General features: G+C 70.4%; 18 protein-coding genes and 1 pseudogene. 12 read left to right on the top strand and 7 right to left on the bottom strand.

Translation table 11 applies throughout. The features are described 5' to 3' along the window. Positions 1 to 327: 327 nt before the first annotated feature. A complete protein-coding gene (locus ACFXPX_RS14420; protein WP_380641356.1) occupies positions 328 to 1,389 on the bottom strand; it encodes a PIG-L deacetylase family protein in 1,062 nt (353 codons plus the stop codon). 347 nt (positions 1,390 to 1,736) lie between these two features. Here ACFXPX_RS14420 and ACFXPX_RS14415 point away from each other — a divergent pair, with 347 nt between their 5' ends. The 5 genes from ACFXPX_RS14415 (at position 1,737) to rbsD (ending at position 7,621) form a co-directional block, all read left to right on the top strand. Continuing rightward, complete coding sequence (locus ACFXPX_RS14415) at positions 1,737 to 2,783, top strand: LacI family DNA-binding transcriptional regulator (RefSeq protein ID WP_380524991.1); 1,047 nt, start codon at positions 1,737 to 1,739, stop codon at positions 2,781 to 2,783. Further along, positions 2,780 to 4,300 (top strand): sugar ABC transporter ATP-binding protein, encoded by a 1,521-nt coding sequence (locus ACFXPX_RS14410; protein ID WP_380524990.1) that lies wholly within the window; start codon positions 2,780 to 2,782, stop codon positions 4,298 to 4,300. Before ACFXPX_RS14415 ends, ACFXPX_RS14410 begins: the two co-directional genes overlap by 4 nt. After that, entirely contained in the window at positions 4,290 to 6,236 is a 1,947-nt protein-coding gene (locus tag ACFXPX_RS14405; protein ID WP_380641354.1) for a substrate-binding domain-containing protein, read from the top strand. Before ACFXPX_RS14410 ends, ACFXPX_RS14405 begins: the two co-directional genes overlap by 11 nt. 81 nt (positions 6,237 to 6,317) lie before the next feature. After that, positions 6,318 to 7,235: a ribokinase gene (locus ACFXPX_RS14400; RefSeq protein WP_380524988.1), complete on the top strand. Its 918-nt coding sequence runs from the start codon at positions 6,318 to 6,320 to the stop codon at positions 7,233 to 7,235. Further along, on the top strand, positions 7,232 to 7,621 hold the full coding sequence (rbsD, locus tag ACFXPX_RS14395; RefSeq protein WP_380524987.1) for a D-ribose pyranase: 390 nt from the start codon (positions 7,232 to 7,234) through the stop codon (positions 7,619 to 7,621). The genes ACFXPX_RS14400 and rbsD overlap by 4 nt, the downstream gene beginning before the upstream one ends. 92 nt (positions 7,622 to 7,713) lie before the next feature. Here rbsD and ACFXPX_RS14390 read toward each other — a convergent pair. Beyond that, positions 7,714 to 8,154 (bottom strand): annotated as a pseudogene (locus ACFXPX_RS14390) (flavodoxin family protein); the annotation flags it as partial. Between the two features lie 894 nt (positions 8,155 to 9,048). Beyond that, on the bottom strand, positions 9,049 to 10,467 hold the full coding sequence (locus ACFXPX_RS14385; RefSeq protein WP_380524986.1) for a hypothetical protein: 1,419 nt from the start codon (positions 10,465 to 10,467) through the stop codon (positions 9,049 to 9,051). A gap of 284 nt (positions 10,468 to 10,751) precedes the next feature. Between ACFXPX_RS14385 and ACFXPX_RS14380 the strand changes: the two genes are divergently transcribed. The 3 genes from ACFXPX_RS14380 to ACFXPX_RS14370 all read left to right on the top strand — a co-directional run bounded on the left by ACFXPX_RS14380 (position 10,752) and on the right by ACFXPX_RS14370 (position 12,489). Further along, positions 10,752 to 11,174, top strand: a complete 423-nt coding sequence (locus ACFXPX_RS14380) for a hypothetical protein (protein WP_380641352.1) — start codon at positions 10,752 to 10,754, stop codon at positions 11,172 to 11,174. Between the two features lie 62 nt (positions 11,175 to 11,236). Further along, on the top strand, positions 11,237 to 11,785 hold the full coding sequence (locus ACFXPX_RS14375; RefSeq protein ID WP_380641350.1) for an AAA family ATPase: 549 nt from the start codon (positions 11,237 to 11,239) through the stop codon (positions 11,783 to 11,785). Continuing rightward, complete coding sequence (locus ACFXPX_RS14370) at positions 11,782 to 12,489, top strand: phosphotransferase (RefSeq protein WP_380524983.1); 708 nt, start codon at positions 11,782 to 11,784, stop codon at positions 12,487 to 12,489. Before ACFXPX_RS14375 ends, ACFXPX_RS14370 begins: the two co-directional genes overlap by 4 nt. A gap of 145 nt (positions 12,490 to 12,634) precedes the next feature. Here the strand turns inward: ACFXPX_RS14370 and ACFXPX_RS14365 are convergent, their stop codons facing one another. After that, the gene (locus tag ACFXPX_RS14365) at positions 12,635 to 13,018 is read right to left on the bottom strand and encodes a TetR/AcrR family transcriptional regulator (protein WP_380524982.1); all 384 of its coding nucleotides are present in this window, start codon (positions 13,016 to 13,018) and stop codon (positions 12,635 to 12,637) included. Between the two features lie 765 nt (positions 13,019 to 13,783). Then, on the bottom strand, positions 13,784 to 14,254 hold the full coding sequence (locus tag ACFXPX_RS14360; protein ID WP_380524981.1) for a MarR family winged helix-turn-helix transcriptional regulator: 471 nt from the start codon (positions 14,252 to 14,254) through the stop codon (positions 13,784 to 13,786). Positions 14,255 to 14,490: 236 nt separating this feature from the next. On the opposite strand from ACFXPX_RS14360, the gene ACFXPX_RS14355 reads away from it, so the two are divergent. From ACFXPX_RS14355 to ACFXPX_RS14345, 3 genes are all read left to right on the top strand, one after another. Then, positions 14,491 to 16,506 (top strand): MMPL family transporter, encoded by a 2,016-nt coding sequence (locus tag ACFXPX_RS14355; protein WP_380586443.1) that lies wholly within the window; start codon positions 14,491 to 14,493, stop codon positions 16,504 to 16,506. Between the two features lie 80 nt (positions 16,507 to 16,586). Continuing rightward, positions 16,587 to 18,203 carry an MFS transporter gene (locus ACFXPX_RS14350; RefSeq protein WP_380641348.1) on the top strand — a complete coding sequence of 539 codons (1,617 nt, stop codon included), beginning with the start codon at positions 16,587 to 16,589 and terminating at the stop codon, positions 18,201 to 18,203. Positions 18,204 to 18,243: 40 nt separating this feature from the next. Next, positions 18,244 to 19,014, top strand: coding sequence for a transposase (locus ACFXPX_RS14345; RefSeq protein ID WP_380641346.1), 771 nt, complete (start codon positions 18,244 to 18,246; stop codon positions 19,012 to 19,014). A 712-nt stretch (positions 19,015 to 19,726) separates the two neighbouring features. Here ACFXPX_RS14345 and ACFXPX_RS14340 read toward each other — a convergent pair. Both ACFXPX_RS14340 and ACFXPX_RS14335 read right to left on the bottom strand, forming a co-directional pair. After that, complete coding sequence (locus ACFXPX_RS14340; RefSeq protein WP_380641344.1) at positions 19,727 to 20,059, bottom strand: hypothetical protein; 333 nt, start codon at positions 20,057 to 20,059, stop codon at positions 19,727 to 19,729. Positions 20,060 to 20,262: 203 nt separating this feature from the next. Then, the gene (locus ACFXPX_RS14335; protein ID WP_380641342.1) at positions 20,263 to 21,165 is read right to left on the bottom strand and encodes an IS5 family transposase; all 903 of its coding nucleotides are present in this window, start codon (positions 21,163 to 21,165) and stop codon (positions 20,263 to 20,265) included. A gap of 117 nt (positions 21,166 to 21,282) precedes the next feature. Here ACFXPX_RS14335 and ACFXPX_RS14330 point away from each other — a divergent pair. Next, positions 21,283 to 21,507, top strand: a 225-nt coding sequence (locus ACFXPX_RS14330) for a helix-turn-helix domain-containing protein (protein WP_380641410.1), incomplete at its 3' end; no start/stop codon positions are given.

The following is a 21,507-nucleotide window of genomic DNA, read 5'->3' as shown; positions in this document are numbered from 1 at the left end:
CCCGGTCACCGGCCCCGGCACGCGGTCGGCGCCACCGGTCGGAACGGTCAGGCGCGGCCGACCGGGGCGTGCGGCCGCTGGATCTCCTCCGGGTGGGCCGTGTGCAGCAGGGCCTCCTCGTAGGCGACGGCACCCGGCGCCAAGGACACCAAGCGCTCAAACCCTCGCCCACGTAGCCGGAGCGGACCCGCCGTACCGGTCCACGACCGCAGCGCTGCCGGAGACCGTACGGACGGTCTCCGGCAGCGCTGCGGCGGGATCCAGCGGTGCTCGGGATTCTCGAAGTCAAGGCGTGCCGCGGCGCTCGACGGCCCGGCCGGCGGTCCGTCAGGACCATTCCCACCGCGGCTCGCCGTCGTAGCCGCCCTCCTTGCGGCCGATGTCCCCGTACCGGTAGTCGCCGTTGGGGAGGGCGAAGACGTACTCGCGCGGGTCGGCCGCTGCGGGCTCCAGCTTCCGCCAGGCGCTGTGGTAGCCGAGCGCGTAGAAGTTCTTGGACGGCTTCCAGGCGTTGTAGCAGGCCATGGCGTCGCGCTTCGTCCTCATGTGGGCGTCGGGGATGTTCAGCACGTAGGCGGCGCCGTTGCCGCGCAAGGACGGCTTGTGGTCGTAGGCGTAGACGAAGTTGAAGCGCACATCGGTGAGCTTGCCCTCCCTCGCCAGCTGCACGGCCGCGTCGGAGATCGCCTTGTGGGTCGCGCTGACCTCCAGCCAGCCCGCGGTGAACTTGTGCGAGGCGCCCGGGTACTGATCCGCGATGGACGCGATCTTCGACTTGACCGTCTTGGTGAACTTCTTGAAGGCGTCGTCCCCGTTCCACGCGGAGTCGGAGATCTTCAGGTTGATCACCTTGTCGACGCCGAGGACGGCGGCCGAGGCCATGAACTCCGCGGTCCGGGCCGGCACGATCACGCTGTCACTGGCGGCGCCGGTCGGCCAGTTCAGCCCGTGCGGGCCGCGGGCAATGCAGTGGTCCATCGCGCGCAGCTCGCAGTCCAGCTGGTCGCCGTTCTGGTCCTTCTCGTTCATGAGCCTCGCCAGCCCGTCGTTCTCACCCAGTGTCACCAGCACCAGGTACACGGGCCGTCCGGCCGCCTTGTGCTCCAGGATCGACCCGGCCAGGCCCAGCACCTCGTCGTCCTGGTGCGGCGAGTAGAAGATCGCCGGCGCGGACGCGGCCGAGGCCCTGCCCCCCGACAGGCCGGTGCCCAGGAGCGTCGCCCCGGCCAGCGCACCCGCCGTCAGCACCCGCCGCCGGGACAGGCCCGCACGGCCGATCCCGGCCATCGCCGCCTCCTGCCGGCCCCACCGAGCCGGCCCGTACCCCGGCCCGCCGTCGCCGGTGGGAGCGGAGGAGTCGAAGCGGTGGAGGAAGTGACGATCGGCCATGGACAGGCTCCTTGGACAGCGGCACCGCGGGAACGGCACGGGAAACGGGAGTCGACGGTGACGGCGGACGAACCACCAGGTCACGCCCCCGACACTACGGAGCGCACCCGTCACCGGGCGTCACCCACCGGAACGGGGACCGCACTCCCGCTCCTGCCCCGTCCCGGGACCGTACTCCCGGGCCCAGCCCCGCCCAGCGGTGGCGGTGTCGAAGCAGGGGGCCCGTCGCGGCGTTCATCACGATCAGGTTTCAGCCATCCGCTCAAGGCTTGCCCTGCGGGCATGTAATCGATTCCAATCGTGGGAACACATCGATGTAATCGATTCCACGAGGAGGTGGAGCGGCTGTGCCGAGCATCAAGGACGTCGCCGCCGAGGCAGGCGTGTCCGTCGCCACTGTCTCGCGTGTCCTGAATGAGCACCCTTCGGTCAGCGAGGACGCGCGGGCGCGGGTGCTGGCCGCCGTCGCGTCGCTCGGGTACCGGCCCAACGCCGTGGCACGGTCGCTGCGCACCGACCAGACCCGCACCCTCGGCCTCGTGATCAGCGACGTACTGAACCCGTACTTCACCGAGCTCGCGCGGTCCGTGGAGGAGGAGGCGCGGGCACTGGGGTACAGCGTGATCATCGGGAACGCCGACGAGCGGCCGGACCTGCAGGACCACCACGTACGGACGCTGCTGGACCGCCGTATCGACGGACTGCTGGTCTCGCCCACCGACGGCGGGTCGCCGCTCATGCTGGACGCCGCCCGGGCCGGGACACCGATGGTGTTCGTGGACCGGTGGATCCCCGGCGTCGACGTGCCGGTGGTGCGGGCGGACGGGCGGGGTGCCGTACGGGACCTCGTCGTGCACCTGCACCGGCTGGGGCACCGGCGGCTGGCGATCATCGCCGGGCCGGCGGCCACCACGACCGGGCAGGAGCGTGTGGAGGCGTTCCGCGAGGCGCTGGCGGAGTGCGGCCTCGACCTGCCGGACCAGTACATCGGCCAGGGTGACTTCCAGGCCGCCAGCGGCCGGCGGGCGACCGAGCGGTTCCTCGACCTCGCCGAGCCCCCGCAGGTCGTGTTCGCGGCGGACAACCTGATGGCGCTGGGGGCCCTGGACGCCGTACGCGCCCGTGGTCTGCGCGTGCCGGACGACATCGCGCTCGCCGCGTTCGACGACATCCGCTGGTTCGTGCACACGGACCCGCCGATCACCGCGATCGCCCAACCCACGGGCGAGCTGGGCCGGGCCGCCGTGCGCGCGCTCGTGGACCGCATCGAGGGGCGGACGCCGCGATCCGTGACGCTCCCTGCCCGGCTCGTCGTTCGCCGCTCGTGCGGCGAGACCCCCGTCACCGAGACCCCCATGACCGAAACCCCCGTGACGAACAGGAGCCAGTCGTGAGCGACCCGGACGAGTTGCTGCGCATCGAGGGCATTCGGAAGACCTTCCCCGGGGTGGTCGCGCTGGACCGCGTCGACTTCGACCTGCGGCGGGGCGAGGTGCATGTGCTGCTCGGTGAGAACGGCGCGGGAAAGAGCACCCTGATCAAGACGCTGTCCGGTGCCCACACACCCGACGAGGGCCGCGTCCTGGTCGGTGGTGAGGAGGTCCGCATCCATGGTGCGCAGGACTCCGAGCGACTCGGGATCGCCACCATCTACCAGGAGTTCAACCTCGTCCCCGACCTGACGGTCGCCGAGAACATCTTCCTCGGGCGCCAGCCGCGCCGGTTCGGGATGATCGACCGGAGGAGGATGGAGGCGGACGCCTCGGAGCTCCTGGAGCGCGTCGGCGTCAGCGTGTCGCCCCGCGCGCGGGTGCGCGAACTCGGCATCGCGCGCCTGCAGATGGTCGAGATCGCGAAGGCGCTGAGCCTGGACGCGCGGGTTCTGATCATGGACGAGCCGACCGCCGTGCTGACCTCCGAGGAGGTCGAGAAGCTGTTCGCGATCGTGCGCAAGCTGCGCGAGGACGGCGTCGGGATCGTCTTCATCACCCACCACCTGGAGGAGATCGCCGCCCTCGGGGACCGCGTCACGGTCATCCGGGACGGCAGGTCGGTCGGGCAGGTGCCTGCCTCCACACCGGAGGAGGAACTCGTCCGGCTGATGGTGGGCCGGTCCATCGAGCAGCAGTACCCGCGCGAGCGCGCCGTCCCGGGCACCGCTCTGCTGTCCGTGGAGGGGCTGTCCCGGGACGGTGTCTTCCACGACGTCAGCTTCGAGGTGCGGGCCGGCGAGGTCGTCGGCGTCGCGGGGCTGGTCGGGGCGGGTCGTACCGAGGTGGTCCGGGCGGTCTTCGGAGCCGATCCGTACGACCGCGGTTCGGTCCGCGTCGCCGGGGCCTCCTTGAAGCGGCACGACATCGGCGCCGCGATGACCGCGGGACTCGGGCTGGTACCGGAGGACCGCAAGGGTCAGGGGCTGGTGCTCGACCAGTCGGTGGAGGAGAACCTCGGACTCGTCACCCTCAGGTCCGCCGCCCGAGCCGGGATCGTCGACCTCAAGGCCCAGCACCTCGCCGCCGCGCGGATCGCCGGGCAGCTCGGCGTACGGATGGCCGGGCTCGGTCAGCAGGTGCGCACGCTGTCCGGCGGCAACCAGCAGAAGGTCGTCATCGGCAAGTGGCTCCTGGCCGACACCAAGGTGCTGATCCTCGACGAGCCCACCCGCGGCATCGACGTCGGCGCCAAGGTCGAGATCTACCAGCTCATCAACGAACTGACGGCGGCCGGGGCCGCCGTCCTCATGATCTCCAGCGATCTGCCCGAGGTGCTCGGGATGAGCGACCGGGTGCTGGTGATGGCCCAGGGCCGGATCGCGGGCGAGCTGTCCGCCGACGAGGCCACGCAGGACGCGGTCATGTCGCTGGCCGTGAGCAATCCCCCTACCGAACTGGAGGCCCCCCGTGGCCGCTGAAACGCTCAAGAGCGGTACGGGCGCCGGTGGCGCCGCGGCGTTGCGCCGTCTGCTGCTCGACAACGGCGCACTGACCGCGCTGATCGTCCTCGTCATCGCCATGTCGGCGCTGTCGGGCGACTTCCTCACCACCGACAACCTGCTCAACGTCGGTGTCCAGGCGGCCGTGACCGCCGTCCTCGCCTTCGGTGTCACCTTCGTGATCGTCTCGGCGGGCATCGACCTGTCGGTCGGTTCGGTGGCCGCGCTGTCGGCGACGGTGCTGGGGTGGAGCGCCACGGCGCACGGAGTGCCGGTGGTCCTCGCGGTGCTGCTGGCACTGGCGACGGGTGTGGCCGCCGGCCTGGTGAACGGTTTCCTGATCTCGTACGGCAAGCTGCCGCCGTTCATCGCGACGCTCGCGATGCTGTCGGTGGGGCGTGGTCTGGCACTGGTGATCTCGGACGGCTCGCCGATCGCGTTCCCGGGCTCGGTCTCCCACCTGGGCGACACGCTCGGCGGGTGGCTGCCGGTGCCGGTGCTCGTCATGGTGGCCATGGGACTCATCGCGGCGTTCGTCCTCGGCCGTACGTACATCGGCCGCTCCATGTACGCCATCGGCGGCAACGAGGAGGCGGCCCGGCTCTCGGGTCTGCGGGTGTCCAGGCAGAAGCTCGCGATCTACGCGCTGTCCGGTGTGTTCGCCGCGGTCGCCGGTGTCGTCCTGGCCTCCCGGCTCTCCTCCGCGCAGCCGCAGGCCGCCACCGGGTACGAGCTGGACGCCATCGCCTCCGTCGTCATCGGCGGCGCCTCCCTCTCCGGGGGTACCGGCAAGGCGTCGGGGACGCTGATCGGCGCGCTCATCCTCGCGGTGCTGCGCAACGGGCTGAACCTGCTGAACGTCTCCGCGTTCTGGCAGCAGGTCGTCATCGGTGTCGTCATCGCCCTGGCGGTGCTGCTCGACACCGTGCGGCGCAAGGCCGGGGCCGCGCCCACGGCGATCGGGGCACCCGGCGGCGGACGGGGCAAGCAGGCCGCCACGTACGGGCTCGCGGCCGTCGTCGCCGTGGCGATCGTGGGTGCGACGTCGTTGCTGCACGGCGATCCGAAGTCCGGCACCCAGAAGATCGGTCTCTCGCTCTCCACGCTCAACAACCCGTTCTTCGTGCAGATCCGGGCGGGTGCGCAGGCCGAGGCTGCGAGCCTGGGCGTGGACCTGACGGTCACCGACGCGCAGAACGACGCCTCGCAGCAGGCCAACCAGCTGCAGAACTTCACCAGTTCGAAGCTCGGGGCGATCGTCGTCAATCCGGTGGACTCCGACGCGGCGAGCAACTCCGTGCAGGCCGCCGGCGCGGCGAAGATCCCGGTCATCGCCGTCGACCGGGGCGTCAACAAGGCCGAGGTGAACGCCTTGGTCGCCTCCGACAACGTCGCCGGCGGTGCGCAGGCCGCGAAGGCCCTCGCCGAGAAGCTCGGTGGCAGCGGGAAGATCGTGGTCCTCCAGGGGCTGGCCGGCACCTCCGCCGCGCGCGAGCGGGCCGAGGGCTTCGCCAAGGGACTGGAGGCGTACCCGGGGATCGAGGTCGTCGCGCAGCAGCCGGCCGACTTCGACCGGACGAAGGGTCTCGACGTCATGTCGAACCTGCTCCAGGCGCACCCGGACGTCCAGGGCGTCATCGCCGCGAACGACGAGATGGCGCTCGGCGCGGCGAAGGCGCTCGGGTCCAAGGCCGGCGGATCCGTGCAGGTCGTCGGCTTCGACGGAACTCCCGACGGGCTCAAGGCGGTCGAGCAGGGGACGCTGTACGCCTCCGTGGCCCAGCAGCCGTCGCAGCTCGGGAAGATCGCCGTGGACAACGCGGTCAAGGCGATCAGGGGTGAGAAGGTCGAGCAGACCATCAAGGTGCCGGTGAAGGTGGTCACGAAGGAGAACGTGGCCGGGTTCAGCGGCTGAGACGGGGAAAGGGGTGGCCGGGGTGCCCGCGGATGCGGGGCTCCGGCTGCCCCGTTCCGGATTACTTGATTGGGGAGCTTCATGTACGACTACGACTACGACTACGACGTCTTGGTCGTCGGTTCGGCCAACGTCGATCTCGTGATCGGTGTCGAGCGCAGGCCCGCAGCCGGGGAGACGGTGCTCGGGTCGGACCTCGCCGTCCATCCCGGCGGCAAGGGGGCCAACCAGGCGGTCGCCGCCGCGCGGCTCGGGGCGCGCACGGCGCTGCTCGCGCGGGTCGGGGACGATGCCAACGGGCGGCTGCTGCTGGAGTCGCAGCAGAACGCAGGGGTCGATACGGAGGGCGTCCTGGTGGGCGGGGCCCCGACCGGCGTCGCGCTGATCACCGTCGACCCTTCGGGGGACAACAGCATCGTGGTGTCGCCCGGCGCGAACGGGCGGCTCACGCCGGAGGACGTCCGGGCCGCCGGGCCCCTGCTCCACGCCTCGCGGGTGGTCTCGGCACAGTTGGAGATCCCGTTGGAGTCGGTCGTGGAGGTCGTACGCCAACTGCCGTCCGGCACGAGGTTCGTGTTGAACCCTTCGCCACCGCAGCCGCTGCCGGCCGAGGTCCTGGCGGCCTGCGACCCGCTGATCGTCAACGAGCACGAGGCCCGGGTGATCCTGGGCGGCGGGACCGTCGGCGACGATCCCGCCGCATGGGCACGGGAGTTGCTCGCGAGCGGACCCGCATCGGTCGTGGTGACACTCGGTTCGGAGGGCGCGTTGGTGGCGTCCGCCGAGGAGGAGGCCGTGCGGGTCGCGCCGGTGAAGGTCGACGCCGTCGACACGACCGGTGCCGGTGATTCCTTCACGGCCGCACTGGCCTGGAAGTTGGGCGCGGGCGCCTCGCTCGTGGAGGCCGCCGCGTACGCCGCTCGGGTGGGCGCCGTCGCCGTGACCCGGCGGGGGGCCCAGGAGTCGTTCCCCACCACCGAGGAGGTCGAGGCGCTGTGAAGAAGGGCGGGATTCTGAATCGCCATCTCGCAGGAGCCATCGCCGAGTTGGGACACGGTGACCAGGTACTCCTGTGCGACGCGGGGATGCCGGTTCCGGACGGACCCCGAGTGGTCGACCTCGCGTTCCGGGCGGGGATCCCGTCGTTCGAGGACGTACTGGCCGGACTCCTCGACGAGTTGGTGGTCGAGGGGGCGCTCACGGCGCAGGAGGTACGGGAAGCGAACCCCGCCGCGGACGAACTGCTGACCGGCACCTTCGCCGAACTGGCCTACGTGCCGCACGAAACGCTCAAGGAGCTCAGCACGGGGGCGCGCCTGGTGGTGCGCACCGGGGAGGCCCGGCCGTACGCGAACGTGCTGCTGCGGTGCGGAGTGTTCTTCTGACGGGCTGGTGCGTGATTCGTGGGCTGGGCTTGATCGGCCACGAACGGCATCAGCAGGAGACGACCCGGCCGCTGTGCCTCGGTTCAGACAGGTCAGCGGTGCTCGGGGTTCTCGAAGTCGAAACGGCAGCCGGCGTCCCACGCGGAACGCTGGTTGCCGTGGGCCGGGATGCCGCCGGCGTCCTTGAGCATCCTCGCCAGGTGGAGCTGGCTCCAGGTCATGAAGGTGGTGTTGCGGTTGGTGAAGTCGTTCTGCGGGCCGCCGGAGCCCGGGTCCAGGTAGGACGGGCCCGGGCCGGCCTCCCCGACCCAGCCGGCATCGGCCTGCGGGGGGACGGTGTAGCCGAGGTGCTGGAGGCTGTAGAGCACGTTCATCGCGCAGTGCTTGGCACCGTCCTCGTTGCCGGTGATCAGACAGCCGCCGACCCGGCCGTAGTAGGCGTACTGCCCTTCGGAGTTGAGGATCGACGAGCAGGCGTACAACCGCTCGATGACCTTCTTCATCACCGACGAATTGTCGCCCAGCCAGACGGGCGGAACACTCTGGCACCATAGCTGACCTGCGGCGTAGACAGCCAGACCTTCGTGGCCTTCCAGGGGCGCACGGGATACGAGAACTCCGCACACAACAGCGGCACCGCCTGAACGGTGCCGCTGTACAGGAAGGCGGACACCCCAGATCCCGCAGCATTCTCCACGTGCACCATTCACCGAACGTACTGGCGGACCCGTCTGTCACACGTTTCGGGACCACAGAATTTGAGCGGGCCGGGCACGATCCCGACCGAATCTCCTTCGTCCGCACCCTTCGGGTCGTCCGCCACCAGGTCACCACCCAGACTGCTCTTTCCCCCCTCCCGGCTCGCCCGCGCCGTCACACACAGCCTCCGCGAGATCGCTGAACGGCTCTTGCCGCCACGGCGGTTGCGCGCCAATCCCCGCGTCATCAAACGCAAGATGTCCAACTGGGCCCTGAAACGCGGACACCACTACAACCCGCCTCGCCCGGACGTTCCCACCGTGACGCTGGTCGGGCCGACCAAGACCAGCCCGACCCGCCGGAAAGCAACCTAAATCACCGGTATTACGCCTAGATGCGCTGCTCGGGCAGCTCGGGCGAGGTCAGTTGGGGTGTTGGACACGGCGGACTCCCGGTGGTGTTCACGGGGTCCGGCCTACGCCAGGCGACCTGTCGCGCGGCTCGGCTGCTCCCGTCAGGTTGGGATCCGGCCTACCGCCAGCGATCGTTCCGCCGACGTGGCTGGTTCCGTTTGAGACCCGGCCTCACCGCCAGCGGCTGGTCACATTATGCACCCGGGTTCGCTAGTGCGCGGGGGCCGAACCATGGACCCGGGGTCCAGCCCCGGTACGGCACCGGACAGCCGAAGGCCCGGCTGCTCCTCGCAGCCGGGCCTGGGTGATGTGGAGTCAGGCGGTGCCCCGCGCCGAGAACCGCGCGTTCAACTTCTCCAGCTTGGCCAGGTAGGCGGCACGCTTCGCCAAGGCTGCGGCGCCATCATCGACCGGTACGCTCTGCTCGGGCGTGACTGCGTCCAGAGCGTTGGGGCCGACCTCTTCGATGTCAGACACCACAGCAGCGCCCGCGTCGAGATCGAGGACGTCGGCAGCTTCGGGGCCGGCGTCGAGGATCTCGTCCACGTCTACAATCACGTCGCGCGCACCGAGCCCCGGCTGGTCGGCGAACCACCCACCGGCCAGGTCCATGACCATCTCGCGGGCGTCCACCGGGAAGTACTCGACCCCCCGGATGGAAATCCACCCCTCCCCGTCCAACCCGGCCAAGACGTGCTGCTCCAGCTCCCTCGCGGCTCCGGCAGGGAGCCCGATCATCCGAAGGTGCTGCGCAGTCAGGCCATCCTCCTTGTGCTGCTCCAGCCGCCTGTATCCGGTGCCCGAGCTGATACCAGGCTTAACGGTGTACGCATCCGTCACCAGGTCCCGACCGCTCACGACGTAGTAGACATCGTGAGCCGGATTCGCGTGGCCGTACGTTCCCGGGGGGCACTCGGGGCAAGACCAGCGCTTCCCTGTTGGCCGGAGCGCGAACTCATGCCCCATGAAGCACATGGCGGGGTATGCGGCGTTGGCCGACTTCCACTCGGTGGCAAGCACGGTCATACCGAAGCCCTTCGCCTTGTCCGAGAACTCGGCAAGCAGGTCCAGTTTGTTACACGCCCCGCAGAAGGATGGACGGAACTCGGTCTTGCCGTACGAGGGGTAATTGCTGAAGATCACCACAGTGTGGTTCCGGCGGCATTGGACGTGAACCGTGTCAGCCTTCTCTCCGAAGTTGCTCCGGATGATCCGAGCCTCAGTCTCCGCGCAGAGATCCGCCGCACGAGACAAGAGCTTCCGGTAATCCTCCTCCTCCCAGCACGTACGGCACAGGAGGCTCCCGCGAAGAACGCTTTGATGACGTCCGTGCACGGTGGAGGCATGTCCGGCCTCGCATACGGCATCGAACAGCTCATCGTGGGATTCGTCGGCCTGCCCGCCGGTCGGTTTCAGCGTCACGTGCTGCTTCTCTGCGAGCGCAAGAAGCGCGCTGCGGCGGGAGGCGATCTCATCTGCGTAGCAGCATTCGGAGCACAACGGTTGGCCGGGTGTGCGATACCCGCGGCTTCCGTCAAGCAGCAGGTTCATGGCTATGACCGTGAAAATATGCCCATCGACGCACTTGAGGTCCGAGTAACCCCTAAGCCCGTTCCACTGAATCACGGCCAAACCCTGGTCATCCACGATCGCCGTGAACAGCTCCTCAAGCGCCCTGAAGTGAGCTGCGGCTGCCTCGATCGCCGCGGCCGACGCCGGGTACTGGTGTGCCATGCCGAGCACGCTTCCTTCCTAGTAGCTCGTCGCGACTAAGTATTGTTCTTCTTGGTGGAGTTGGGGTCGGGCTGGCTCCCATGTCGCTTCCGTTCGGCTGGCAGGGGTGCCGTGTCCTCGCAGAAGAAGTATCCGGTTGCGTTGAGTGCCGAAGATCGTCGGGCGTTGGTGCGGGTGACGACGACGGGGGTCCGCAGCGCGTCGATGATCAGGCGGGCGCGGGTGCTGCTCGCGTTGGACACCTCGGTCGGCGAGCACCGGCTTCGCCGTGCCCACACTGCGCGATGCCGCTGACCGCAGAACACCTCACCAGCGTGCTCGGCCCCTGCGACCGCATCACCGTCACCTGCCCGCGCTGCGGGCCCGCCCACAACCGCCCCGCCGACCAGACCCCGCCGACCGTCCACGCCCCCACCGCCGTCCACCCCGGCCAGACCTTCACCCTCACCATCGACGGCCCCGAACACGGCCTGCTCGCCGTCCACTTGCGCCCGCGCAGCAGCCGCTCCGGCAGCTACGCCCACACCACCACCGACCTCGCACCAGGGCCGCTGACCGTCGACCTCGACGTCCCCACCGACCTGGTACCCGAACTCGACCGGCTCTGGCTCGTCCACGCCGACCGATTCCACCTCTCCCTCCACCAGCGGCGCGTGCCCGTCCTGCCCACCGGGTGCAACCCTGACAGCAGTACCCGCACGTCGTAACCCCCGGCCAGCTCCCGCAGTTGGCCCGAACACCACCACCCAGCGACGAAAGCGAGACCCCAGTGACCGTGATCTGGATCAACGGCCCCTTCGGCGGCGGCAAGACCACCCTCGCCACCACCCTGCAGAAAGAACTGCCCGGCGCCGTCCTCTTCGACGCCGAGGAGGTCGGCTTCCTCCTGCGCCAGGTCTTCCCCGGCAAGTACAAGGACTTCCAGGACAACCCGGCCTGGCGCCCCCTCATCGCCGAGTTCGCCGTCCACTGCCACCGGGAGAACGACGGCCACCCGGTGATCATCCCGATGACCCTGCTGCGCCAGGACTACGCCGCCGAGATCCACGGTGCCATCCGGGCCACTGGCATCCCGCTCCAGCACCTCCTGCTCCACGCCGACCCGGACACCGTCAGCGCCCGCATCGACGCCAGCGTCGAGTTCCCCGACGACCAGGCGCGCAGCGAGAAGGTCCGCGCCTTCCGCCGCCGCAAGCAGCCGGTCTACACCGAGGCGTACGACGGCTGGCTCGCCGCCGACACCGAGGTCATCGACACCACCCACCTCACCCCCCGCCAGGTCGCCGACCAGGCGTTGAAGACCATCGGCGCCCTGTGACCACCACCGTCTCCGAGGCGACAGCGCGCCTCACCGGGCCGGCCGAGGTCGTCGCCGACCTCAGCTGGCCCGGCACCACCGCGACCGTCCGCCTCCTGCGCCGCCCCTCAGGCCAGCACCTCGTCCTCAAGGCGAACAGCCACCCGGACTGCTTCACCCGCGAGCTGCACGCACTGCACACCTGGACTCCCGCCCTCGACACCGCGGCACCCCAACTGGTCGACGCCGACGAGGACGCCCGAGTGCTGCTCATGACCGCACTGCCCGGCATCCGTCTCGACCTCGCCACCCTCACCACCGCCGAACTCGACTTCGCCCTGGCCGCCATCGACCGGTTGGAGACCCTGCCCCCGCAGAAGTCCCAGCCCTCCCACCTGGACCTCACCGCCCGCAACCTCCTCGCCGACACCGACGAACGCGGCCGAGTGCGGATCGCCGTGATCGACTTCGAGACCAGCCGCTACGAAGCCGCCGGCCGGGACTTCCTCCGCATCACCCAACGCACCCTGCGTACCCGGTCCGACCTCTCCGTCGCCTTCTACAACGGGTACGGCCGACAGCCCACGGAGGACGAACAACGCCTCATCCGGTGGTGCGGGACCGGGGACGCCGCCGCCATCGCCGTCACAGCTGCCGCCCACGGCCACGACGACTTCTCCCGCGAGGGCCACACGGCACTTCGCGCCGCCATGGCCGCCACGTAGCCTTCGCTCGTTCCGCGAAGCTCCAGGTTTGTCGTTGTGTTCTCGTCCTACCTACCCTGCCGTCACCGAAGGCGGCTTCATCGAACTGGAGGCGGCTGGACAGCCGGTGCTGTGGCATCGCTCTCCTGACGGCGCGCGGACTGGCTCAGCCGGTGGCCCTGAACCGGCGGGACGGGAGCACTCGTTCCAGCCAGACCGCGTTCGCGCGGGCGGCCTTCAAGGCGGCGTGGACCTTCGGTTCGTCCTCGACGCGGGGGGCCTCTACACAGGCCAGTAGCCCCTCGATGGTGGTTTCGGGGCTGCTGGCGTCGATCTTGGGTTCGAAGGCGTCGATCTGGGCTGCCGGGCTGAACGCTTTGACCGCTTCCAGGGCGAGGTTGGCCTTGTCGCCGAAGTGCCGGAACAGGGTGACCTCGTTGACACCGGCCGCGGTCGCGATCTCCTTTGTGGTGATCGCGGCCATGCCCTGCTCCCCCGCAAGCGCCAGGAAGGCGGTGAGGATCTTCTTCCGGGTCTGATCCGCACCCAAAGTTCAGCTCGCTTTCGTTGTCGTGGCAGGCGCCTGGGCACAGTAGTGGGCCCGCCCCACGGCTGACGAGTCCCGTCGTCGGGCATCAGCGGTGCCCAGCGGCCGTGCTGCCCGTCAGCCGAGGACCCGCGTCCCGCGGTTTCCCCGGGAACACGCGCGCCGTGGCCCGCCAGCGCTCGGGCGCCGACCCGGACGAGGGGGCCGCCACCAGCCCACCTCGGACCTAGAACGTGCATGCAGGCACTTGCAAGCCTATGCCGTGGCGAAGGTCGGGTTCGTTTCGGGGATGTCCTCCGCTGTCCGCCGCAACGGCCGCTCGGCGGCTGACGGCGGACAGGCTCGACGCAGGCACTACGTCGGAAGGGGTGTCGGCTGCTCGGCCGGGCGAGGGGTGTCCGCCCGCGCTGATGCCGCGGTTGCGATACCGCCGGACACGTCGGCCGGCGGCACCCCCACTGGTGGGGGCGGACCCAGTCGCAGCCGAGCGGCGAGCCGGCGGTAACGTCCGGCGTTCTACCGGGTGAGGGTGTGGACGGCGTGGAGCCGGTCCTGGGCCTGGCCGATGGCGAGGGTGAACCGCAGGAGCAGGACTCCGTCGACGGCGTCCTGCCTGCCCTCGCCAACGTACCTGAGGCGAAGGCCGACTGCGGTGATGAGGAGGGCCAGGGTGCACCGGTCGGCCCGGGCAAATCGGCAAGCACCATGCGGATCACCGATTGGCCCCGGAGGCCTGGGCGATCTGACAACACCGGGCCCCTGACCTGTCTATCGGGCGTTCTGTGCCAGGTAGGCGCGGTAGGCCTCGGAGACCTGCTCCAAGTAGCGCTTCGCCGCCGCGCGCTCGCTCTCGTCCAGGCCGCGGGAAGCCTCGTAGAGCAGTTCCAGCAGTGGGGCGAGTTCGCCCATCACGTGGGTGAGGCCGCTGTCGGTGACGTCCAGGACCTGGCGGCGGCCGTCGCTCGGGTGAGGGCCCCGGGTCATGTGGCCCTCGGAGACCAGCCGGTTGACGGACTGGGTGCCGGCGGCACTGGTGACACCGAGGCGCCGCGAGAGCTCGACCGGGCCGATCGGCTCACCCGCACCCCGGGCCATGATCACGTGCTCGACGGCCTCGACGTTGGTGAGCGGCATCCCCAGGCGCTCGGCCAGGACCGCGCGGGCGAGCTGGGTCAGCGTGAGCACGTCGCGCAGCGCCCGGGACAGGTCGTCGCCGACCGGTGCGCCATGCGGGCGCACGGCTTCACGCTGACCGGAATCCGAATCCGGCCCGGCTCCGAATGACTGGTGTTGCGCCATGAGGAGAAGTCTGCCACGGTGAGAATCGCTAAGTAACTTAACGACTTCGAGGGTGCGTTTCCGTGTCCCCTTCCCCGACCCGGCACGCCGGGCCACCGTCCACCGACCACTCGTCCCCCGGCGGCGGTCCCCTCGGGAGACCGAGGGCCACCGCCTGGACGGTCCTGCTCCTGACCGTGATCGGGCTGGCAGCGGCGTTCGCGCTGGGGCCCGGTGACGCCACCACTACGAAGGCAACCGGGACCGGCCTGCCCGCCTCGTCCCAGTCCGCCCAGGTCGCCGAGATTCTCAAGACCTTCCCGTCCGGTGCCGCCGCCCCGGCGATCGTGGTCTACAGCAACACCGACCACAGCCCCCTCACCGATACCCAGCGGGCCGCCATCGGTGGGCGCGCGACGCCGCTCGGTGCCCTGGGCCTGGCGCCCACCGCCGCGGCCCCCAGGTTCGTCGACGCCACCGTCGCGACCGTCGCCGTCGTCCTGCCCACCGGAGCCGACGACCAGGAGAACACCGCCGCCGTCGACCGGATCCGAGCTGTCGCCGCGCAGGACCTGCCCGCACCCCTGCGCGCCGAGGTCACCGGAGGGCCCGCGGTCCGCACGGACATCGGAAAGGTCTTCGCCGGCGCGGACACCAACCTGCTGATCGCCACCGCCTCGGTCGTCGCGGTCCTGCTGATCGTCACCTACCGCAGCCCCGTCCTGTGGCTGGTCCCGCTGCTCGTCGTCGGCGCCGGGGACCGCACGGCCGCGATCCTCGTCGGTGTCCTCGCCCCGCACGCCGGTGTCCAGGTCGACGCGTCCGCCGCCGGAATCCTGTCCGTCCTGGTCTTCGGTGCCGGCACCGACTACGCCCTGCTGCTGGTCTCCCGCTACCGCGACGAACTCCACCTCACCGAGGACCGGTTCACCGCCATGGCCCGCGCCTGGCGCGGCACGGCCCCGGCCGTCCTGGCCAGCGGGACCACCGTCGTCCTGAGCCTGCTGACCCTCCTCGCCGCCGAACTCACCGGCAACCGCGGCCTCGGCTTCGCCGGCGCCGTCGGCATCCTCACCGCGATGCTCTTCGGCCTGGTCGTCCTGCCCGCCGCCCTGGTCCTGCCCGGACGCCGACTCTTCTGGCCCCTCGTGCCCAAGGTCGGCACCCCGGTGACAGCCGACCGCCGCGGCCTGTGGTCGCGCATCGGCCGCTGCGTCGCCAAGCGCCCCGCCCGGGTCGCGCTCGCCGGAACGGCGGTGCTGCTGCTCCTCGCCTCCGGCGCGCTCGGCATCGACACCGGGCTCGCCCAGGCCGATTCCTTCCGCAAGACCCCCGAATCCGTCCTCGGGCAGCGCACCCTCGCCGCCGTCCAGCCCGCCGGCGCCACCGACCCCCTCACCCTCCTGTCCACCACCACCGCGGCCGACCGGGTCACCGCCGCCGCACGACAGGTGCCCGGCATCGCCTCCGTCACCCCGACGAGCCGCACCGACCGATGGGCCCGCGCCGACGTCATCCTCGACGACGCCCCCGGCACCGCCGCCTCCGACCGCACCATCGAGCGGCTACGCCACGACATCGCCACCGTGAGCGGCGCCGACGCCCTTCTCGGCGGCACCACGGCCCAGGCCTACGACACCGCCCGAGCCAACGCCCACGACACCCGCATCGTCGTCCCCCTCGTCCTCACGATCGTCCTGATCGTGCTCATCGCCCTGCTGCGCGCGCTCATCGCCCCGCTGCTGCTGGTCGCCACCGTGATCGCCTCCTACTTCGCCGCCCTCGGCGCGAGCTGGACGATCTTCCGCACCGTCTACGACTTCCCGGCCCTGGACACCAACGTCCCCCTGCTGTCCTTCCTGTTCCTGGTCGCCCTCGGCGTCGACTACAACATCTTCCTCATCGCCCGCACCCGCGAGGACACCGTGGCCGGCCACGACACCCGACGCGCCGTCCTGCGAGCCCTCGCCTCCACCGGCGGCGTCATCACCAGCGCCGGCATCCTGCTCGCCGCCGTGTTCGCCGTCCTCGGCGTCCTGCCCCTGATCACCCTCACCCAGATCGGCGTCATCGTCGGCATCGGCGTCCTCCTCGACACCCTGCTGGTGCGCACCGTCCTCGTCCCCGCACTCGTCCTGCTGACCGGCCGCCACTTCTGGTGGCCCGGCCGCCCCGAAACCCCCCGACCGAGGGCCCACCACGACTCCACCTGAACCCGGCCCGGGGCGCGCCCATCCGGCGCGCCCCGGAGAACCGACCGACTCCCACACCGCCGCGACCGCAGGAGGCGTTCATGACCACCACCGGCAAGGCCCCCGACACCCCGGCGGGCGCCGCTTCATCCGCTGGCCGTCGGCGCTGGTGGGGCCTGGTCGCGATCAGCCTCGGCGTGTCGCTGATCATCGTGGACTCCACGATCGTCAACGTCGCCGTCCCCAGCATCATCGATGACCTGCACATCACCTCCAGCGACGCCCAGTGGGTCCAGGAGACCTACACCCTGGTGTTCGCCTCGTTCCTACTCCTGGCCGGGCGTACTGGCGACCGGGTCGGGCGACGCCGGGTCTTCCTGACCGGCACCGCCGTCTTCGTCGCGGCGAGCGTCGCCGCGGCCACCGCCCCCAGCGGGCCGGTGCTGATCGGCAGCCGACTCGTCCAAGGGCTCGGCGGCGCGATGATCCTGCCCACCTCGCTGTCGCTGATCAACGCCACCTTCCGGGGCCGCGAACGCGGCCAGGCGTTCGCCGTCTGGGGATCGACCATCGGCGGCACCGCCGCCCTGGGACCGCTGCTGGGCGGCTGGCTCACCACCCACCTGTCCTGGCGCTGGGCATTCGGCATCAACCTGCCGCTCGGCGCGCTGGTGGCCGCAGGCGTCCTGCTACTGGTCGCCGACAGCCGCGACGACAGAGCCGAACGCGGCCTCGACCTCCCCGGAGCGGTGCTGTCCGTCGTCGGGTTCACCGGCATCGTCTTCGGCCTCATCGAAGGCCGCACCTACGGCTGGTGGCACCTCGAGCAGCCCTTCTCCGCGTTCGGTACGCGCCTGGACAGCGGCCCCTCCCCCGTTCCCGTCGCCTTCGCCCTCGGCCTCGCCTCACTCGCAGCCTTCGTCGCCGTCGAACGGCACCGCAACCGCCGCAACCGCACCGCCCTGCTGGATCTGCGGCTGTTCGCCATCCCCTCGTTCCGCAACGGCAACATCGCGGCGGGCGTGGTCAGCCTGGGCGAGTTCGGCATCCTGTTCTCCCTGCCGCTGTGGTTCCAGAACGTGCTCGGCTACTCGGCTTTCGAGACCGGACTCGCCCTGCTGCCGCTCGCGGTCGGCAGCTTCGCCGCCAGCGGCCTCGGAGCCCTCCTCGCGCCCCGGATCGGCACCCTCAACCTCGTCCTCGCGGGCATCACCTGCGAGATGGCGGGCGTCGCGGGCATCGGGCTGGTCCTCTCCCCGGACGGCAACGGCTGGCAGGTGGCACCGTTCCTCCTCCTCTACGGCGTCGGCGTGGGCTGGGCCACCGCCCAGATCACCGGCGTGGTCCTCGCCGACGTGCCCGTCGCCCGGTCCGGCCAGGGCTCCGGCATCCAGAGCACCAGCCGCCAGATCGGCTCCGCCCTGGGCATCGCCATCCTGGGAACCGTCCTGTTCACCACCCTGACCACCGACCTCACCCACACCCTGCGCAACGACGGCCTGCCACCCGCCCAGGCCCGGTCCATCGCCACCTCGGTCCAGCACAGCGCCGGAACCTCGATCCCCTCCCTCCTCGCCACACCCACCACCCACCAGGCCGGACAACGGGCACGCGAATCCTTCACCACCGCCACCTCGACCGCCGCCTACACCGCGGCCGGAGCCCTCGCCCTCGGCCTGACCGCAGCCGTGCGACTCAAACAAACCCTGCGGACCTAAAGCTTGTTCCAGAAGGTCCTGGGCCGGGCATTTCTCCTGTATGGGTGGGGTGCTGCGGGCTGAGCCGGTGTGGGTGGAGACGTTGACGGGTTTGCGGGTGCGGCAGTTCGAGGGTCTGGTGCGGGTGGTGCGGGAGCGGGGCGGCAACGGGCCCGGGGGTGGGCGGCCGTGGTGTCTGCCGCTGGCGGACCGGGTCCTGCTGGTCGCCGTGTACTACCGGACGAACCTCACCATGCGGCAGCTCGCGCCGCTGTTCGGGATCTCCCCCGCGACGGTGTGCCGCATCGTCCGGCGCCTGGGCCCGCTGCTCGCGCTGGAGGCCGCCGACCGCCCGCGGCCGGGCGTGGAGCGGCTGTGGATCGTGGACGGCACCCTGGTCCCGGTCCGCGACCGCACCGTGGGCGCGTCCAGCCGCAACTACCGGTTCTCGGCGAACGTGCAGGTCGTCATCGACGCGGACACCCGGCTCGTGGTCGCGACCGCGCGTCCGGCGCCGGGCAACAAGGCCGACGCCCATGTCTGGCGGGCGTCCGACCTGCCCGCCGCGTGCGCCGGCGCCACGGTCCTCGCCGACGGCGCCTACCTGGACACCGGCCTGGTCGTCCCCCACCGCCGACGAGCCGGCCGCCCGCTCCTGCGGGCCCAGGAGGAGGACAACGCCGAACACCGGCGCGTGCGCGCCCGCGTCGAGCACACCTTCGCCCGCATGAAGAACTACAAGATCCTCCGGGACTGCCGACAGAAAGGCGACGGCCTGCACCACGCCGTGCAGGCCGTCGCCCACATGCACAACCTCGCCCGAACCGCATGAACCCACAGGTCAGAACACACGCCGGCCTACCCAGACCCGACCTTCTGCAACAAGCTTTAGGGCGTGTCTCCTTGATACTCCGAAGGCACGGGGTGCTTGCTGGCCTCGGCTTCCGGCCGAGGCTACGGGTAACTCCTGCCATCAGCGCGGGCTGGTTGCACTTGAGAGGCGGTCGTTCGCAGGCACTCAACCGAGAATGGCCGCCCGGACCGGCAGGTCGGCCGTGAACCGGGCCAGGCGCTCCGCCAGTTCCAGAGGCCGATCCCGGTCAGGGTGCTCCAACAACGAGTACACCAGCGACAACGCGAACAGGCCCGGTCCCCGAGTACCCCCCACGTCGTCTCGGGCAGATGCCCCCGCGGATCGACCGGCAACAGGTCCACCCGGCCGTCCGGCCACCCGCGAAGCCCAGCGGGACTGATCCATCTCGGAGCCGGTCGGCCGAACGCCCCCCTGGGCCAGCCCGGGAAACCGGCCACCCCGCCCTTTTGTCGCGGCTCGGTCAACCTGTCCGGACACGATCCGGCGCTCGCAGAACTCGCAAAGCTCGCACATCTGATCATCTCTGCGGGCGAGGTACCGTCGCGGGCGTCGCGCCCGATCGCTGCGGGCAGCCCGTCGGGCGGTCATAGTCCTGCCCGGGGCTGGCCCCGGTCGTGTCGGTCCCCGGGGCCGCCCTTCGCACGGTGGCTTTCGGCGGCGTGGCGGCAGGCTACGCGAAGATGACCGAGCGGATCCTGACGAGGGGGCCAAGCTTCTTGCCCGGGTTCATCACGTAGTAGACGTCGCCGTTGCAGTCGGTGTCCGCGAAGACCGTGGCGGTGGCGTCGGTGTAGTTCCTCGGGGAGAAGCCCGGCTCAAGTTCGCTGGTCCCGTCCAGGTTGATGCAAATGCTGCTCTGAGGGTCGGGCAGCGATGCTTCCTTGCCGCCCAGCAGGCCGGTCTTGTAGATGAATTCGCCGGCGGCGGCGTTAGCCGGGCTGGGGACGGCGAGGAGGAGGGTGAGGGCGCCGAGGGCGGCGACACCGGCGTTGCGAAGGCGCATGGGAACGTCCTGTCCGGAAGGGGGTTCGCTGCCCGGGCCCGGGCAGCGAACAAACAATTCCCCTGGCGTATCCGCCCAATCGGCATGCCACCCGTTCAGCTCAATGAACGGCATGACTCGAATATCTGATTCAACGCATCTGCATGACCGGACATCAGCAACCGCTCTCAGCCACGGCATCCCAGACCCACCCGCTGGACAAGTCACAAGGCGAACCCCGGCCGCGAGGAGCACCAGGCTGGCTCCAGGTCACCTGCGGAGCCAATCAGCACGGCGGCGACGTGGAACGCGGCCCGGTAGACAACGCCGAGTTTGTCACTTCGCATCGCCAGGCCGCGCCACTGCTTCAAGCGGGCGATGCACCGCTCGACCGTGTTCCGTCCCCTGTAGGCCTCGCGGTCGAAACCTGGTGGGCGGCCTCCCTGCGAGCCGCGCCGCAGCCGGTGGCGGACCTGGTCCACCGGCTGCGGGACAACCGCCCGAATGTGCCGTTCACGCAGGCGGGAGCGGATCGCGCGAGCCGAGTAGGCGCGATCCGCGATCACGGTGTCGGGCCGGGTCCGAGGGCGTCCCCCGCCGAGGCGCGGCACCCGGATCGCGGCCATGACGGCTGTGAACGCCGGGGCATCGCCGGCCTGCCCCGCCGTCACCACCATGGCGAGCGGCCGGGCCTGGGCATCGCTGGCCAGATGGACCTTCGTGCTCAGCCCGCCGCGTGAACGTCCGAGCGCGTGGTCGGCTGGCTCGCCACGGCCGTGATCTCCGTTGCGTGCACCAGCCGCGTGCTGGTGGGCCCGGCAGACGGTGGAGTCCACCGAGACGGTCCAGCTGATCTCGTCTTCAGCATCCGCAGCGGCCAGTACGGTGTGAAAGATCCGCTGCCACGTGCCGCCGAGCGCCCAACGGAGCAGCCTCTTGTGCGCGGTCTGGAACGGACCGAGCTCCTCTGGTAGGTCCCTCCAAGGCGAGCCAGTCCTGTACTTCCACGCGATGGCCTCAAGGACACGGCGGTGATCGGCCCACCGACGGCCACGGACCGGATCGGCCGGCATCAACGGCTCGATCCGGTCCCACACCGCATCACTAACCATCAACCGAGCGGACACATCCGATCAACAGCTCAGCCCATCAACCAGACACGCTCTAGTGTCCTGAGTCTGGAATTTCATTCATAAATATAGACTTATCCTATGGCGCGGACGGGTCGACCAAAGGTCGACTTGGTGTTGTCGGACGACGAGCGGGCGGCCCTGGAGGGGTGGGTGCGTCGCCGGTCGACACCGCAGGCCTGGGCTTTGCGGTGCCGGATCATCCTGGAGTGCGCGAGCGGCGCATCGAACAAGGACGTCGCGCAGCGGCTGGGATCGACCCCGCACGCGGTCGGCCGGTGGCGCGCCCGGTTCGTCGAGCACCGGATCGCCGGCCTGGGCGACATGCCCAGGCCGGGC

The sequence above is a fragment of the Kitasatospora sp. NPDC059146 genome (assembly GCF_042786665.1).
Taxonomy (GTDB): Bacteria; Actinomycetota; Actinomycetes; order Streptomycetales; family Streptomycetaceae; genus Kitasatospora.
This window is presented reverse-complemented; position numbering and strand designations above follow the sequence as displayed.

Coding starts and splice junctions, on each gene's coding strand:
- ACFXPX_RS14420 (WP_380641356.1), bottom strand. CDS start 1,389: ATGGCCGATCGTCACTTCCTCCACCGCTTCGACTCCTCCGCTCCCACC.
- ACFXPX_RS14400 (WP_380524988.1), top strand. CDS start 6,318: ATGTACGACTACGACTACGACTACGACGTCTTGGTCGTCGGTTCGGCC.
- ACFXPX_RS14385 (WP_380524986.1), bottom strand. CDS start 10,467: ATGGCACACCAGTACCCGGCGTCGGCCGCGGCGATCGAGGCAGCCGCA.
- ACFXPX_RS14380 (WP_380641352.1), top strand. CDS start 10,752: ATGCCGCTGACCGCAGAACACCTCACCAGCGTGCTCGGCCCCTGCGAC.
- ACFXPX_RS14350 (WP_380641348.1), top strand. CDS start 16,587: ATGACCACCACCGGCAAGGCCCCCGACACCCCGGCGGGCGCCGCTTCA.
- ACFXPX_RS14345 (WP_380641346.1), top strand. CDS start 18,244: ATGGGTGGGGTGCTGCGGGCTGAGCCGGTGTGGGTGGAGACGTTGACG.
- ACFXPX_RS14340 (WP_380641344.1), bottom strand. CDS start 20,059: ATGCGCCTTCGCAACGCCGGTGTCGCCGCCCTCGGCGCCCTCACCCTC.